Raw genomic sequence first — 15,400 nt, 5'->3', positions numbered from 1 at the left:
CCTGGGGCCATGAGTCCTCACGGCAACTCCCACACGCACGACCAGTCCCACGGCCGGTCCCACGGCCACACGCACGGCCACTCCCAGGGGCACACCCACGGCGACGAGTCCTTCGACTTCGACTGGGGGGTCCTCAGCACCCAGCTCGAACAGGAGGCCGAGATCCGGGGTCCGGTCTACCGGCAGGCCGCCGAGTGGATCAACGGCCTCCTCCCGGCGCCCGGCGCGCGCCGGGTCCTGGACATCGGCAGCGGCCCCGGTGTCGTCGCCGCGCTCCTGGCGGACGTCTTCCCCGCCGCCGAGGTGGTCGCCGTCGACTCCACCCCCGAACTGCTGGAGCACACCACCGCCCGCGCCGAACGCCTGGGCCTGGGCGGCCGGGTGAGCACCCGCCTCGCCGAACTCCCCGACGCCATCCCCACCTTGGGCGAGGCCGACGTCATCTGGGCCGGCAACTCCCTCCACCACCTGGGCGACCAGCGCGCCGCGCTCGAAGGCTTCGCGGGACGGTTGCGCCCCGGCGGGGTGCTCGCCCTCCTGGAGGGCGGCCTGAGCGCCCGCCACCTTCCCCGGGACCTGGGCGCCGACATGGGGAGGCCGGGGCTCGAAGCGCGCTTCGAGGCCCGGCTGGCGGAGTGGTTCACCGCGATGCGGTCCGAACAGCCCGGTGCCGTACGGGAGACGGAGGACTGGCCGGCCCTGCTGGCCGCCGCCGGCCTCGAACCGAGCGGCACCCGCTCCTTCCTGCTCGACGTCCCGGCCCCGGCGCCCCCGCTCGTACGGGAGCAACTCGTCCGGACCTTCAGCCGGTTGCGGGACAAGAACCTGGCGGAGGGGGCGGCGGACGACCAGGAGATCCTGGACCGGCTGCTCGACCCGGAGGACCCGCGGGGCCTGCTCAGGCGCCCGGACGTCTTCCTGCTGGAGGTCCGCACGGTCCACACCGCCCGCAAGGTCTGACCCCGCGACGGACGCGCGCGGGCGCGGCACCCCCGGCCGGGAGTGCCGCGCCCGCGCGCATGCCGGTGGTGCGCCCGGCCGTCAGTCCTCGTCGAGCGCCGCGAACGCCGCCAGGTCGTCCGCGTCCAGCTCGAAGCCGGCCGTCACCGTGTCGAAGTTCTCCTGGATCCGCGACGGGGTCACCGACTTGGGGATCACCACGTTGCCCAGCTGGAGGTGCCAGCGCAGCACGACCTGCGCCGGGGTCCTGTCGTGCTTCCTGGCGATCGCCACCACCGTCGGGACGTCCAGCAGGTTCTTGCCCTGGGCGAGCGGCGACCAGGCCTCGGTCACGATGCCGTGCGCCGCGTGGTAGGCGCGGGACGCGGCCTGCTGGTGCCGCGGGTGCAGCTCGATCTGGTTGAGGGCCGGGACCACCGAGGTCTCGGCGGCCAGCCGCTCCAGGTGCTCGGGCAGGAAGTTCGAGACACCGATGGACCGGGCGCGGCCGTCCGCGAGGATCTTCTCGAAGGCCTTGTACGTGTCCACGTACAGGCCCTTCTCCGGCGTCGGCCAGTGGATCAGGTACAGGTCGACGTAGTCGAGGCCGAGCTTGGCCAGCGACGTGTCGAAGGCGCGCAGGGTCGAGTCGTACCCCTGGTCCGTGTTCCACAGCTTCGTGGTGACGAACAGCTCGGCGCGGGGGATGCCGGACGCGGCGAGAGCCTTCCCGGTGCCCTCTTCGTTGCGGTAGATGGCCGCGGTGTCGATGCTCCGGTAGCCGACCTCCAGCGCGGTGCCGACGGCCCGGACCGCCTCGTCGTCCGGCACCTGCCAGACGCCGAAGCCGAGCTGGGGCATTTCGATGCCGTTGTTGAGGGTAACGGTGGGGACCTTGCTCACGAGCGGTCGATCCTAACGTCGTCGATGGGTTCTCGGCCCTTCAACGATCGCGGGGGCGGACAGATTCCCGGCCGCCCCGCCGCGCTACCGGTAGAGCGCCTCGACCTCCGTCGCGTACGCCGCCTCGATCGCCTTCCGCTTCAGCTTGAGCGACGGCGTCAGCAACCCCCGCTCCTCGCTGAACGGATGGGCCAGGATCCGGAACGTACGGATCGACTCCGCCTGCGACACCGCCGTGTTGGCGGCCACCACCGCCCGCCGGATCTCCAGCTCCAGGTCCTTGTCCCGGACCAGCTCCCGGTCCGCGAGGGGCGGTTTGCCCCGCATCGTCAGCCAGTGCTCGATCGCCTCGTGGTCCACCGTGACCAGCGCCGCGATGTACGGCCGGTCGTTGCCGACCACGATGCACTGCGCGACCAGCGGATGTGCCCTGACCCGTTCCTCCAGCGCCCCGGGCGACACGCTCTTGCCGCCCGACGTGACCAGGATCTCCTTCTTCCGGCCGGTGATGGTGAGGTAGCCGTCCTCGTCCAGGGACCCCAGGTCGCCGGTGGCGAGCCAGCCGCCGCGCAGGACCTCCTCCGTCGCCCGCCTGTTGTTGAGGTACCCGGAGAAGAGCAGGCCGCCGTGCAGCCATATCTCGCCGTCGTCGGCGATGTGGACGGTGGTCCCGGGGATCGGCTGCCCGACCGTGCCGAAGCGGGTACGTTCCGGCGGGTTGACCGTGGCCGCCGCGCACGACTCGGTCAGCCCGTACCCCTCGAAGATCGTGACACCGGCGCCCTCGAAGAACAGCCCGAGCCGCCGGTCCATCGCAGAGCCCCCGGAGAAGGCGTGCCGCACCCGGCCGCCCATCGCCTCCCGCACCTTGCCGTACACGGCCTTCTCGAAGAACTGGTGCTGGACGCGGAGCGCGGCGGACGGCCCGGGGCCGACCCCGAACGCCTGCTGCTCGCGCGCCTCCGCGTACCGCACCGCCACCTCGATCGCCTTGTCGAAGGGTGCGGCCCTCCCCTCCGACTCGGCCTTGCGGCGGGCCGCGTCGTACACCTTCTCGAAGACGTACGGCACGGCCAGGACGAACGAGGGGCGGAACGCGGCGAGGTCGGGCAGCAGGGCGGACGCCCGCAGCTCCGGCTGGTGCCCGAGCTTCACCCGCCCCCGGATCGCCGCGATCTCCACCATCCGCCCGAAGACGTGCGCGAGCGGCAGGAAGAGCAGCGTGGACGCCTCGTCGCCGCGCCGGGAGTGGAACACCGGCTCCCACCGGCTGATCACCGTGTCCGTCTCGTACATGAAGTGGGCGTGCGTCAGCACACAGCCCTTGGGGCGCCCGGTGGTGCCCGAGGTGTAGACGACGGTGGCCACGGAGTCCGGCGTCACCGCCTTGCGGTGCCGGTGCACGACCTCGTCGTCCAGGGCCGCGCCCGCCGCGAACAGCTCGTCCACCGCCCCGGCGTCCAGTTGCCACAGCCGCTTGAGCAGCGGCAGCCGGTCGATCACGGACCCGACCGTCATCGCGTGGTCCTCGTGCTCGACCATGCACGCCGTGACCTCCGCGTCGTGCAGCATCCAGTGGACCTGCTCGGCCGACGACGTCGGGTAGATCGGTACGGACTGGGCGCCGACGGACCAGAGCGCGAAGTCGAAGAGCGTCCACTCGTAGCGCGTACGGCACATCAGGGCGATGCGGTCGCCGAACCGCACCCCTTGCGCGAGCAGCCCCTTCGCCAGGGCCAGCACCTCGTCACGGAAGGCGGCGGCGGTCACGTCCCGCCACCGGCCCTCCTCGTCCTTGCGGCCGAGGGCGACCCGGTACGGATCGTCGAGGGCGTGCTCGAACACGGCGTCCGCGAGTCCGCCCACGTGGGGCGCGGCCGCCAGGGGAGGAACGGTGAACTCGCGCAATGACCTGCTCCTAGGACCCGTCGTCGAACCGCCGTCTGCCGCACAGCGCCGGTGACGGTACCCCACCGCGGAGTCGGGCGGGAGAGCGTGCGCGTCTCCGGAGCGAACTCGTATCGCCACAGGTCAGGGCGCGGGACCGGGCCGACAGGACAGGGGCCGTACGTCCTTCCTACCGAAGGGCGGGCCACCCCGGCGCAATCTCCACCGAATCCGTACGCCGCACTCACGGGCGCTCTACCGGCTGCGCGCCGTGCAACCGGTCCCCGCCCGCCAGGATCGCCGCCGCCAGCGCGTGCGCCGCCTCCTGGGTCGCCGTCCGCTCCCGCCCCCGGCCGTGCCCCCGCCCGTGCAGCAGGACGAAGTCCACCCCGCCGAGCTCCGGCAGCCCGGCCCCGGCGTGCACCGGGACGAGCCCCTCCGGGACCAGCCCGCGCGTGTGCACCATCACGCCCAGGCCCGCCCGGGCCGCCGCGACCAGCCCGCTCAGGCTGCCGCTCGTGCACACGATCCGCCACGCCCGGCCCTGCCCCTCCAGCGCCTCCAGCGCACGGGCCCGGGTGAGCGCGGGCGGCGGGAAGAGGATCAGCGGCACCGGGCGCCCGGGGTCGACCCGCAGGCGCGGCGGCCCGATCCAGGTGAGGGCCGACCGCCAGACCAGCTCGCCCTGGGTGTCGCCGGCCCGGCGCTTCGCCAGCACCAGGTCGAGCTGCCCGGCCGCCAGCCGCCGGTGCAGGGTGCCGGACAGCTCGACGCTCAACTCCAGGTCGATCTCCGGGTTCTCCCGCCGGAAGGACTCCAGGATCTCCGGCAGCCGGGTCAGCACGAAGTCCTCCGAGACCCCGAAGCGCAGCCGCCCGCGGAGCCGTACGGCGGAGAAGAACGTCTCCGCGCGCTCGTGCGCCTCCAGGATCGTGCTCGCGAACCCGAGCATCGCCTCGCCGTCCTCCGTCAGCTCCACGCTGTGCGTGTCACGGACGAAAAGCAGCCGTCCGGTGGCCTTCTCCAGCCGGCGCACGTGCTGGCTCACGGTCGGCTGACGCACCCCCAGCCGCTCGGCCGCCCGCGTGAAACTCAGCGTCCGGGCCACGGCCAGGAACGTGCGCAGCTGCGCCGGGTCGTACATACCGCCAGGTTAACGAATCATCGCGAAACGCAATAACAGTGAGAGCCGTCCATGGGATTCCGGACAACCGGGCGGAGGCGGACGATGGAGAGGGCACGACCCGTACCGCGATCCGCCGCCGACTCCGAGTGGAGCACATGAACCGCCGCCTCACCCCGCGCCTGCCCTCCCGGCTGCCGGTCGACCCCTACATTCTGGCCATTCTCGGTACGGTGGGCCTCGCCGCCCTCCTGCCCGCCTCGGGCCACGCGGCCCGGGCCGCGGGCGGCGCCTCGACCGGCGCGGTGGCGCTCCTGTTCTTCCTCTACGGGGCGAAGCTCTCCACCCGGGAGGCGGTCGACGGACTCAAGCACTGGCGTCTGCACGGCACGGTCGTCCTCTGTACGTTCGCGGTCTTCCCGCTGCTCGGCCTGGCGGCCGGGGGCCTCGTCCCGTACCTCCTGACACCCCAGCTGCAGACCGGCCTCCTGTTCCTGTGCCTGGTGCCCTCGACGGTCCAGTCGTCCATCGCCTTCACCTCGATCGCCCGGGGCAACGTCCCGGCCGCGATCGTCGCGGGCTCCTTCTCCAGCCTCGCGGGCATCGTGGTGACACCGCTGCTGGTGGCGCTGCTGATCGGCGGATCCGCCGGTGTCTCGGCGGACGCGTTCGTCAGGATCGTGGCGCAACTGCTGCTGCCGTTCCTCGCGGGCCAGTTGGTGCGCCGCTGGATCGGCGGCTTCCTCGCCCGCCACAAGAAGGTGCTGGGCCTGGTCGACCGCGGCTCGATCCTGCTGGTCGTCTACACCGCGTTCAGCGAGGGCATGGTCGCCGGCGTCTGGCACCAGGTGACCCCGGCCCGGCTGGCCGGCCTGCTGGCCGTGGAGGCCGTACTCCTCGCCGCGATGCTCTCGCTGACCTGGTTCGGCGCCGGCCGGCTGGGCTTCGCGCGGGGCGACCGGATCGCGATCCAGTTCGCCGGGTCGAAGAAGAGCCTGGCGGCCGGACTGCCCATGGCGAGCGTCCTGTTCGGCGCCCACGCGAGCCTCGCCGTCCTGCCGCTGATGCTGTTCCACCAGATGCAGCTGATGGTCTGCACGGTGATCGCCAAACGCCGCGCGAAGGACCCGCTGCCGCGGGTCGTGGCCCGGGGGACGGAGACCGGGGCGGCGGAGACCGGGGCGGAGGAGGTGGTCCGTACGGGCGCGCTGACCGGAGCCGTACGGAACTGACAAGATCCTCCGGTGACAGAGCCTTCCTCGCCCTCGCCCCCGCCGCCTGGCATACGCCGCTTCGGACCCCGCCCCTGCACCCTCGTCGTCTGCCGGGGCTGTTGCTGCGGTGACGCGGCCAAGAACCCGGGCACCGACCACGCGGGCCAGCTCGCCCGGCTCCGGGAGGCCGCCGACGCGTCGGGAGGGCGGCTGGCCGTCCGTACGACCGACTGTCTCGGTCCGTGCGGACAGGCGAACGTCGTCGTGGTCCAGCCCTCCGCCGAAGGGCGCCGGGCCGGCGGCCGGGCCACCTGGGTGGGCTGGGTGCTCGACCGGGACGGCACGGACGACCTGCTCGCATGGACCCGGGCGGGTGGCCCCGGCGTGGCCGCGCCGCCCGAGACCCTGGAACTGCACATGATTCCGCCCCCGTCGGACGCGAGGCGCCGACAGGGGCGGTGAACTGCGAGGACTCACACGGGCGCGGGCGGATGCCCGTACCCCGGTGAGCGGGTGTGGCTGCCGGAGGTACCCGGCCGACGCAGGGGGCGCTCCCCGCCGGCCGGGCCCTTATCCCGTGCAGCGGGGACTGTCACACCCCGGTGTGCAGGGCGATGCGCTCGTCGCCCGCGTACACGTTCATGGAGGGGCCACGGAGGAAGCCGACCAGGGTCAGCCCCGTCTCCATGGCCAGGTCGACGGCGAGGGAGGACGGCGCCGACACCGCCGCGAGCACCGGAATGCCCGCCATCACGGCCTTCTGGGCCAGTTCGAAGGAAGCCCGGCTGGACACCAGCAGGATCGACCGGGACAGCGGCAGCAGGTCCTGCCGCAGCGCGCGGCCGATCAGCTTGTCCACCGCGTTGTGCCGGCCGACGTCCTCGCGGATGTCCAGCAGCTCCCCGTGCTCGCTGAAGAGCGCCGCCGCGTGCAGGCCCCCGGTCCGGTCGAAGACCTCCTGCGCCGCCCGCAACCGGTCGGGGAGGCCGGCGAGCAGGGTCGGCTCCAGCCGGACCGGGGGAGTGTCGTCGATCGTGAACCGGGCTGTGGTCCGCACGGCGTCGAGGCTCGCCTTGCCGCACAGCCCGCACGACGAAGTGGTGTAGACGTTGCGCTCCAGCGTGATGTCGGGGACCGGGACCCCGGGCGCGAGCCGGACGTCGACCACGTTGTACGTGTTCGACCCGTCGTCCTTCGCCCCCGCGCAGTACACGATCGACTGCACGTCGGACGCGGACGCCAGCACCCCCTCGCTCACCAGGAAGCCCGCCGCCAGGGCGAAGTCGTCGCCCGGGGTGCGCATCGTGATGGCGAGGGATCTGCCGTTCAGCCGGATCTCCAGCGGCTCCTCGGCCACCAGGGTGTCGGGGCGGGTCGTGACGATTCCGTCCCGGATACGGATGGTGCGGCGGCGCTCGGTGACCCGTCCCATGATGATCAGTCCTACTCGTATCGGTGTGCTGGTGCTCGGCGGCCGGCCAGGACTGTGCCCCGGTCAGCGCTCCTGTACGTGCTGGAAGCCGAAGCGGCCCTTGATGCAGAGGTTCCCGTGCGTCACGGGATTGTCGTGCGGAGACGTGACCTTGACGATCTCATTCTCCTGCACGTGCAGCGTCAGGTTGCAGCCGACACCGCAGTACGCGCAGATGGTGGTGGTCTCCGTCTGGATCTCTTCGTTCCACGTCCCGGCCTCCCGCATGTCGAACTCCGACTTGAAGCTGAGCGCTCCGGTCGGGCAGACCTCGATGCAGTTGCCGCAGTAGACGCAGGCCGAGTCGGTGAGCGGTGCGTCGTGCTCGGTGGAGATACGGGCGTCGAAGCCGCGCCCCGCCACCGAGATCGCGAACGAATTCTGCCACTGCTCCCCGCACGCGTCGACACACTTGTAGCACTGGATGCACTTGTCGTAGTCGCGGACGTAGAGATCGTTGTCGATCTTCGGTTCCTCGTCGAGCCGGGCCGCGTCCGGACCGAAGCGCTCGGGCTTCGCCTTGTACTCCTTGATCCACTCGGCGGCCCTCGGCGTGGTCGAGAGGTCCGTGGACGAGGCCAGGAGTTCCAGGACGATCTTCCGGCTGTGCCGGGCCCGCGGGCTGTCCGTGAGGACGGTCATGCCCGCCTCGGCCTTGCGCGAGCAGGCGGGCGCCAGGACCCGCGCGCCCTCCACCTCCACCACGCACACCCGGCAGGCGTTCTTCGGCGCGAGCGTGTCGCCCTCGCACAGCGTCGGGATGTCCTTCCCCGCCGCCCGGCAGGCGTCGAGGAGGGTGGAGCCCTCGGGGACCCGCGTCTCCTGGCCGTCGAGCGTGAACTCGAGCAGCCGGCGCGGCAGTTGCAGAGGTATCGCGGTCACTTGTAGGCCCCCAGTCGATCGATGGCTGACTCGACGGCACTCCAGGCGGTCTGTCCCAGACCGCAGATCGAGGCGTCCTTCATGGCCGCGCCGACCTCGCGCAGCAGCGCGATGTCCTCGGCGGCATCCTCACCGGTCTTGTCCACGATCCGGTGCAGCGCCTCCTCCTGGCGCACCGTGCCGACCCGGCACGGCACGCACTGGCCGCAGGACTCGTCGCGGAAGAACTCCGCGACCCGCACCAGCATCTTCGGCAGCGGCACGGTGTCGTCCAGGACCAGCACCACGCCGGATCCCAGGGTCGTACCGGCCGCCCTCGTCCCCTCGAAGGTGAGTGGGATGTCCAGCTCGTCGGGGCGTACGAAACCGCCCGCCGCGCCGCCCAGCAGGATGGCCCGCATGGTGTCGGGGGCCTCGGCCAGCTCCAGCAGCTCCCCGAGCGTGGCGCCGAACGGCAGCTCGTAGATGCCCGGCTTGCCGACGTTGCCCGAGACGCAGAACAGCTTCGGCCCGGTGGACTGGCCCGTGCCGATCGCGGCGTACGCGGCCGCGCCCTGGTTCAGGATGGGCAGCACGTTGATCAGCGTCTCGACGTTGTTCTCGGCCGTCGGCTTGCCGAACAGGCCGCTCTCCACCGGGAAGGGCGGCTTGGACCGCGGCTCGCCGCGGTAGCCCTCGATGGAGTTGAACAGCGCGGTCTCCTCACCGCAGATGTACGCCCCGGCGCCGCGCCGGATCTCGATGTCGAAGGCGTACCCCTGGCCGAGGATGTCGTCCCCGAGGAAGCCCCGGGCGCGCGCCTGGTCGATCGCGTGCTGGAGCAGCCGCAGCGCGCGCGGGTACTCGCCGCGCAGGTAGAGGTAGCCCCGGTCGGCGCCGACCGCGTACCCGGCGATCGTCATGGACTCGATCAGCGCGTACGGGTCGCCCTCCATGACCACGCGGTCCTTGAAGGTGCCCGGCTCGGATTCGTCGGCGTTGCAGACCAGGTAGTGCTGGCGCACCGGCTGCGAGGCGGTGGCCTGCCACTTGCGGCCCGTGGGGAACGCGGCGCCGCCGCGGCCCACCAGGCCGGCGTCCGTGACCTCCCGGATGACCCCGGCGGGGCCGAGGTCGAAGGCCCGGCGCAGGGCGCGGTAGCCGTCGTGCGCGCGGTAGTCGTCGAGGCTGTACGGGTCGACCACGCCGACCCGGGAGAGCAGCGACAGGCCCGGCTGCCCCGCCTGCGGTACGGCGAGGGCCGCGGCGGGCTCCGCCGGGGCCGCCGCGGGTTCCGCCCCCGCGAGGACGAGGGCCTCGGGGGTGGCGGGGGCGATGACGGCGGTGGCGTAACGGCGGGGGGCCGCCTCGGCGGCCTGTCCGCCGACCGGGAGGCCCGCCGGGCTCGACGGCAGGGGGGCCGTGACGGAGACGCCGTTGGCCGCGCGGGCCGGGCCCGCCGGGTTCGCGCCGGCCGGCCAGGACGGCCGGGCGCCGCCGAGCTGGACCCTCTCGGTGGCCCCGGGGGCCGCCGGGGGCTGGGGCGCGGAGCCCTCGTCGGACGGGACGCCGGCCTGGATGACCAGCGCCGCCGGGGCCCGCTCGCACAGGCCCAGACAGGGGCTCGGCTGCCAGACGAGGCCGCCCGCCGCCGAACCGGCCGCGCCCAGGCGCTCTTCGAGCCCGGCGCAGACCGCCGCCGAGCCCTTGCTCGCGCAGGCCAGGTCCGTACAGACGTGCAGGACCTTCGCCGGGCGCGGCTTGACCGCGAACATCGCGTAGAACGTGGCGACCCCGTACGCCTCCGCCGGCGGCACGGTCAGCCGCCGGCACAGGTAGTCGAGGGCGCCCTCGCTGATCCAGCCGATCCGGTCGTTGATGGCGTGCAGCCCCGGCAGCAGCAGGTCCCGCCGCTCCCGTGCCTCGCGGCCGCCCCGTGCCCAGCGCAGGTCCGAGTCGGTACGGTCGTCCGCGCCCTCCCACGCCGAGGTGGGCAGGCCGAGCAGCGAGTCGACCGCCGCCCGCTCCTCGTCGGTGGGCTTGCTGTCACCGAAGTGCAGATCCACTGATCCTTCAGCTCCTCACGGCCGGCGCGGACACGAGCCCGGAGGCGGGTCCGGACACGGGCAGCTTCTCGATGCGGATCGCGGACGCCTTGAACTCGGCGGTCCCCGCGATCGGGCAGTTGGCCTCGATGGTCAGCTGGTTGGTGTCCACCTCGTCCGGGAAGTGCATGGTCATGAAGGCAAGTCCGGGGCGCAGCCCGGGATCCACCCACACGGGGGCCTGGACCGTGCCGCGCCGCGACGAGATCCGTACCTCCTCGCCGACCGACACGCCGTACCGCTCGGCGTCCTCGGGGCACAGCTCCACGTACTCGCCGCGGCGCAGCGGGGAGGCGAAACTCCCGGTCTGCACACCGGTGTTGTACGAGTCGAGGCGGCGGCCCGTGGTGAGCCTGATCGGGTACTGATCGTCCGTCAGGTCGACCGGCGGGTCGTGCTTGACGATGCCGAAGGGCGCGAGCCGCCCGCGCTTGGCGGGGTCCTCGTCCCAGAGCCGGCCGTGCAGGTACGTGGGCTCGATCTTGTCGGTGTCGGGGCAGGGCCACTGGATGCCCTGGTGCTCCGCGAGCCGCTCGTACGTCATGCCGTAGTGGTCGGGTGACACCGAACGCAGCTCGTTCCAGACCGATTCGGCGTCCGCGTACTTCCAGGGGTGCCCGAGGCGGCCCGCCAGGTCGCAGATGATGTCGATGTCCTCGCGTGCCTCGCCCGGCGGCTCGACCGCCTTGCGGACCCGCTGGACGCGGCGCTCGCTGTTGGTGGTGGTGCCGTCCGTCTCCGCCCAGGCGGCGGTGGCGGGCAGGATCACGTCGGCCAGCTCGGCGGTCGCGGTGAGGAAGATGTCCTGCACCACGAGGCAGTCGAGCTTCTTCATGCGCTCGACGGCCTGCTCGCTGTCGGCCTCGGACTGGGCCGGGTTCTCGCCGATGCAGTAGACGGCCTTCAGCTCACCCGTCTCCATCGCCTCGAACATCTGGGTCAGCGTCATCCCGTACTCGGGCTGGATGACGGTGTCCCAGGCGGTCTCGAACTTGGTCCTGATCGCGGGCTCCAGGATGTCCTGGAAGCCGGGCAGTCGGTTGGGGATGGCCCCCATGTCACCACCGCCCTGCACGTTGTTCTGGCCGCGGAGCGGCTGCACGCCGGAGCCGTAGCGCCCGACGTGTCCGGTGAGCAGCGACAGGTTGATCAGCGCGCGGACGTTGTCCGTGCCGTTGTGGTGCTCGGTGATCCCGAGCGTCCAGCACAACTGGGCGCGTTCGGCGCGGGCGTAGGCGTGGGCGAGGTCGCGGATCGCCTCGGCCGGCACGCCGGTGACCTTCTCCGCCACCGCGAGCGTCCACGGCTCGACCTCGGCCGCGTACTCCTCGAAGCCGGTGGTCGCGCGCTCGATGAACGACGTGTTGTGCAGGCCCGCGTGGATGATCTCGCGGCCGACCGCGTGGGCCAGCGGGATGTCCGTACCGACGTTCAGCCCGAGCCAGCTCTCGGCCCACTCGGCGGTGGAGGTGCGGCGGGGGTCGACGGCGTACATGCGCGCGCCGTTCCTGATGCCCCGGAGCACGTGCTGGAAGAAGATGGGGTGCGCGAAGCGGGCGTTGGAGCCCCACATCAGGATCAGGTCGGTGTGGTCGACCTCGCCGTACGACGAGGTGCCGCCACCGGAGCCGAAGACCGCGGACAGCCCGGCCACACTGGGCGCGTGACAGGTCCGGTTGCAAGAGTCCACGTTGTTGGTGCCCATCACCACGCGGGTGAACTTCTGCGCGACGTAGTTCATCTCGTTGGTGGCCCGGGCGCAGGAGAGCATCCCGAAGGAGCCGCGTGCGGCGCCCAGGCCCTCGGCGGCCCGGTCCAGGGCCTCGTCCCAGCTGGCGCGGCGGAGGGGTCCGCCCTTCTCGTCCCGCACCATCGGATGGGTGATGCGGGCATAGGTTTTCGGTGTGCGCTCTCGCTTCTTCACGCTGCGCTCCTGTGAGTGGTGACCGACGGCCGCGCCCATTGCATACAGTATTCTGTAGTCGCGTAGGTAAAGGGAACCCCACGGACAGAACTGGCCCGGAATTGACCTTGGATGAATGAGCGCGGCCGTCGGCCGGGGTGGTTCCGGGGCGGACGACGGTGTGTTCCGTGTCAGCCGGCCCGGATTCCGAGGGGGGTCAGGCCGCCGCGCCCTGGGCCAGCAGATCCGAAATGGCGTCCACCGTACGGAGGGTGGGCACCGGAACGCCGGTGATCTCGGCGAGTTCCACGACGGCGGCGAGCAGGACGTCGAGCTCGAGCGGTTTGCCCTTCTCCAGATCCTGGAGGGTCGACGTCCGGTGGTCGCCGACGCGTTCCGCGCCGGCCAGCCTCCGCTCGATGGAGATGTCGGGGTGGCAGCCCAATGCCTCAGCGACGCTCAGGGTTTCGGCCATCATCATCTCGATGACCTGGCGTGTGCTGCGGTGCAGGCACATCTCCCGCATGGTGGCGCGGGTCAGTGCGCTGATGGGGTTGAACGAGATGTTTCCGAGGAGCTTGATCCAGATGTCGTCACGCAACTCGGGCTCGACGGGACATTTGAGTCCGCCCGCCTGCATCGCCTCGCTGAATTCGAGACAGCGCTTCGACACCGAGCGGTCCGGCTCCCCGATGGAGAACCGGGTGCCTTCGAGGTGCCGGACGACGCCGGGCCCCTCCAGCTCCGTAGCGGCGTAGACCACGCACCCGATCGCACGTTCGGGTGGCAGTACGGCGCTGACCGAGCCGCCCGGATCGACGCTCTCGATCCGAGTGCCGTCGTGCGGACCCCCGTGCCCGTGGAAGTACCACCAGGGGATCCCGTTCTGGGCGGCGATGACCGCCGTCCCGTCATGGAGCAGAGGCTTCACCAGCGGCCCGCACGCCGCGTAGGAGTTGGCCTTGAGCCCCAGGAACACATAGTCGACCGGACCGATGTCCTCCGGTCGTTCGGTGGCGTGCACCCGTGCGGTCCAATCCCCGCGCGGGCTCAACACCCTGACTCCGTCCTGCCGCATGGCCGCGAGGTGCGGTCCACGGGCTATGAGGTGAACTTCGGCGCCGGCTCGATCGAGCGCGGCTCCCACGTAGGCGCCGATCGCTCCGGCTCCGACAACTGCGACTTTCACTGTGGGGCTCTCCGTTCGGTTTGAGGGGGGACCGAGGGAAGGGTCACACTTACTTTCGTGTCGACGATATATTGTCTACAGTATGGAGTCCTGGCCTACAAGGCTCCGCTTCGGTATGCAGTAGGCAAACTCCTGCGTGGATCTTGCGTGAACTCCGGCTTCGATCTTCCCAATGGGTCGGGCCGTTCTTAGAGTTCGCGACCATGACCCCACCTCTCGCACCCGCCGGCTGGAGCCGTTGGCTGGTCCCACCAGCGGCGCTGTCGGTGCACCTCTCGATCGGCCAGGCCTACGCCTGGAGCGTCTTCAAACCCCCACTCGAGTCCGCCCTGGACCTCTCCGGCACCCAGAGCGCGCTCCCCTTCCAGCTCGGCATCGTCATGCTCGGCCTGTCGGCGGCCTTCGGCGGCACCCTCGTCGAGCGCAACGGCCCCCGCTGGGCGATGACCGTCGCCCTGAGCTGTTTCTCGTCGGGCTTCCTGCTCGCCGCGCTCGGCGCGGCCACCCAGCAGTACTGGCTGATCGTCTTCGGATACGGGTTCGTCGGCGGCATCGGACTCGGTATCGGGTATATATCGCCTGTCTCGACGCTCATCAAGTGGTTCCCCGACCGGCCCGGCATGGCCACCGGCATAGCGATCATGGGATTCGGCGGCGGCGCGCTCATCGCCTCGCCCTGGTCCGCGCAGATGCTGGAGTCCTTCGGCGCCGACAGCACGGGCATCGCGTACGCCTTCCTCGTGCACGGCCTCGTCTACGCCGTCTTCATGTCGCTGGGCGTCCTGCTCATCCGCGTACCACCGCAGGGCTACCGGCAGCCGACGCCGGACGCTGCGGCCGCCGCGGAAGCTGCGGACACCAAGGCGCGCCCGGCCGGATCCCTGATCTCCACCGCCCAGGTCTCGGCGAGATCCGCCGTACGGACGCCCCAGTTCTGGTGCCTGTGGGTCGTGCTCTGCATGAACGTCACCGCCGGCATCGGGATCCTGGAGAAGGCCGCCCCGATGATCACCGACTTTTTCGCCGGGACGAGCACCCCCGTCTCGATCTCCGCGTCGGCCGGCTTCGTCGCGCTGCTGTCCGCCGCCAACATGGCGGGCCGCATCGGCTGGTCCTCCGCCTCCGACCTGCTCGGCCGCAAGAACGTCTACCGCGTCTACCTCGGCGTCGGCGCCGTGATGTACCTCCTGATCGCCCGGTTCGGCGACTCCTCCAAGCCGCTCTTCGTCGTCTGCGCGCTGGTCATCCTGTCGTTCTACGGAGGCGGCTTCGCCACGGCCCCCGCGTACCTCAAGGACCTCTTCGGCACCTACCAGGTGGGCGCCATCCACGGCCGCCTGCTGACCGCCTGGTCCACCGCCGGCGTCCTCGGCCCGCTCATCGTGAACTGGGTCGCCGACAGCCAGGAGAAGGCCGGCAAGAGCGGATCCGGGCTCTACGGGGTCTCGCTCACCATCATGATCGGCCTGCTCGTCGTCGGCTTCGTGGCCAACGAACTCATCCGGCCCGTCCACCCCCGCCACCACGTCCCGGCCCCCAGGGAGGCACTCGATGACCACGTCACCAGCGAGCAGCGGCACGGCGCCTGAGCCACGCCGTACGGGCCTGATCGTCCTCGCCTGGCTCTGGGTGGGGATCCCTCTGGCTTACGGTGTGTATGAGCTGGTCCTCAAGGCCGCCCAGTTGTTCACCGACTGATCCTGTTCATGGGGTGATTCTGTTCATCGGCCGAATCGGGAACTATTCCGACGATGATCCGAACTCTCCAAGCGGAGACGGTGAATCCTGTTGGTTCACCTGTACTC

13 protein-coding genes are annotated in these 15,400 nt (G+C 71.3%); 5 read left to right on the top strand and 8 right to left on the bottom strand.

What is annotated here, in order from left to right:
• The first annotated feature begins 9 nt into the window (after positions 1-9).
• Complete coding sequence (locus HA039_RS05100; protein WP_167024383.1) at positions 10-960, top strand: class I SAM-dependent methyltransferase; 951 nt, start codon at positions 10-12, stop codon at positions 958-960.
• A gap of 81 nt (positions 961-1,041) precedes the next feature.
• Here HA039_RS05100 and HA039_RS05095 read toward each other — a convergent pair whose 3' ends face one another.
• From HA039_RS05095 to HA039_RS05085, 3 genes are all read right to left on the bottom strand, one after another.
• Positions 1,042-1,842, bottom strand: coding sequence for an aldo/keto reductase (locus tag HA039_RS05095; RefSeq protein WP_167024379.1), 801 nt, complete (start codon positions 1,840-1,842; stop codon positions 1,042-1,044).
• An 84-nt stretch (positions 1,843-1,926) separates the two neighbouring features.
• Positions 1,927-3,750, bottom strand: coding sequence for an AMP-dependent synthetase/ligase (locus tag HA039_RS05090; RefSeq protein WP_167024376.1), 1,824 nt, complete (start codon positions 3,748-3,750; stop codon positions 1,927-1,929).
• A 223-nt stretch (positions 3,751-3,973) separates the two neighbouring features.
• Positions 3,974-4,873: a LysR family transcriptional regulator gene (locus tag HA039_RS05085; protein ID WP_167024373.1), complete on the bottom strand. Its 900-nt coding sequence runs from the start codon at positions 4,871-4,873 to the stop codon at positions 3,974-3,976.
• Between the two features lie 137 nt (positions 4,874-5,010).
• On the opposite strand from HA039_RS05085, the gene HA039_RS05080 reads away from it, so the two are divergent.
• Positions 5,011-6,084, top strand: a complete 1,074-nt coding sequence (locus tag HA039_RS05080) for a bile acid:sodium symporter family protein (RefSeq protein WP_167024369.1) — start codon at positions 5,011-5,013, stop codon at positions 6,082-6,084.
• A gap of 12 nt (positions 6,085-6,096) precedes the next feature.
• Positions 6,097-6,528 carry a (2Fe-2S) ferredoxin domain-containing protein gene (locus tag HA039_RS05075; RefSeq protein ID WP_243869154.1) on the top strand — a complete coding sequence of 144 codons (432 nt, stop codon included), beginning with the start codon at positions 6,097-6,099 and terminating at the stop codon, positions 6,526-6,528.
• 130 nt (positions 6,529-6,658) lie between these two features.
• On the opposite strand, the gene fdhD is transcribed toward HA039_RS05075, so the two are convergent.
• The 5 genes from fdhD to HA039_RS05050 all read right to left on the bottom strand — a co-directional run bounded on the left by fdhD (position 6,659) and on the right by HA039_RS05050 (position 13,595).
• Positions 6,659-7,498 (bottom strand): formate dehydrogenase accessory sulfurtransferase FdhD, encoded by an 840-nt coding sequence (gene fdhD, locus HA039_RS05070; protein WP_167024366.1) that lies wholly within the window; start codon positions 7,496-7,498, stop codon positions 6,659-6,661.
• A gap of 63 nt (positions 7,499-7,561) precedes the next feature.
• A complete protein-coding gene (locus HA039_RS05065) occupies positions 7,562-8,419 on the bottom strand; it encodes a 2Fe-2S iron-sulfur cluster-binding protein (protein WP_167024363.1) in 858 nt (285 codons plus the stop codon).
• A complete protein-coding gene (locus tag HA039_RS05060; RefSeq protein ID WP_167024360.1) occupies positions 8,416-10,464 on the bottom strand; it encodes an NAD(P)H-dependent oxidoreductase subunit E in 2,049 nt (682 codons plus the stop codon). Before HA039_RS05060 ends, HA039_RS05065 begins: the two co-directional genes overlap by 4 nt.
• Before the next feature lie 7 nt (positions 10,465-10,471).
• A complete protein-coding gene (locus HA039_RS05055) occupies positions 10,472-12,427 on the bottom strand; it encodes a molybdopterin oxidoreductase family protein (protein WP_167024357.1) in 1,956 nt (651 codons plus the stop codon).
• 196 nt (positions 12,428-12,623) lie between these two features.
• Entirely contained in the window at positions 12,624-13,595 is a 972-nt protein-coding gene (locus HA039_RS05050) for a 2-dehydropantoate 2-reductase (protein ID WP_167024354.1), read from the bottom strand.
• Between the two features lie 203 nt (positions 13,596-13,798).
• Between HA039_RS05050 and HA039_RS05045 the strand changes: the two genes are divergently transcribed.
• Positions 13,799-15,184 (top strand): OFA family MFS transporter, encoded by a 1,386-nt coding sequence (locus HA039_RS05045; protein WP_167024352.1) that lies wholly within the window; start codon positions 13,799-13,801, stop codon positions 15,182-15,184.
• On the top strand, positions 15,147-15,293 hold the full coding sequence (locus HA039_RS05040; protein ID WP_167024350.1) for an MFS transporter small subunit: 147 nt from the start codon (positions 15,147-15,149) through the stop codon (positions 15,291-15,293). The genes HA039_RS05045 and HA039_RS05040 overlap by 38 nt, the downstream gene beginning before the upstream one ends.
• Positions 15,294-15,400: the final 107 nt, after the last annotated feature.

This window comes from Streptomyces liangshanensis, from assembly GCF_011694815.1.
Lineage (GTDB): Bacteria > Actinomycetota > Actinomycetes > Streptomycetales > Streptomycetaceae > Streptomyces > Streptomyces liangshanensis.
Note: the sequence above shows the minus strand (reverse complement) of the source record. Positions and strands in the feature narration are given on the sequence as shown.

Excerpts from the sequence above, each read along its gene's own strand:
- HA039_RS05100 (WP_167024383.1), top strand. The coding sequence starts at position 10 with ATGAGTCCTCACGGCAACTCCCACACGCACGACCAGTCCCACGGCCGG.
- HA039_RS05085 (WP_167024373.1), bottom strand. The coding sequence starts at position 4,873 with ATGTACGACCCGGCGCAGCTGCGCACGTTCCTGGCCGTGGCCCGGACG.
- HA039_RS05080 (WP_167024369.1), top strand. The coding sequence starts at position 5,011 with ATGAACCGCCGCCTCACCCCGCGCCTGCCCTCCCGGCTGCCGGTCGAC.
- fdhD (WP_167024366.1), bottom strand. The coding sequence starts at position 7,498 with ATGGGACGGGTCACCGAGCGCCGCCGCACCATCCGTATCCGGGACGGA.
- HA039_RS05045 (WP_167024352.1), top strand. The coding sequence starts at position 13,799 with ATGACCCCACCTCTCGCACCCGCCGGCTGGAGCCGTTGGCTGGTCCCA.
- HA039_RS05040 (WP_167024350.1), top strand. The coding sequence starts at position 15,147 with ATGACCACGTCACCAGCGAGCAGCGGCACGGCGCCTGAGCCACGCCGT.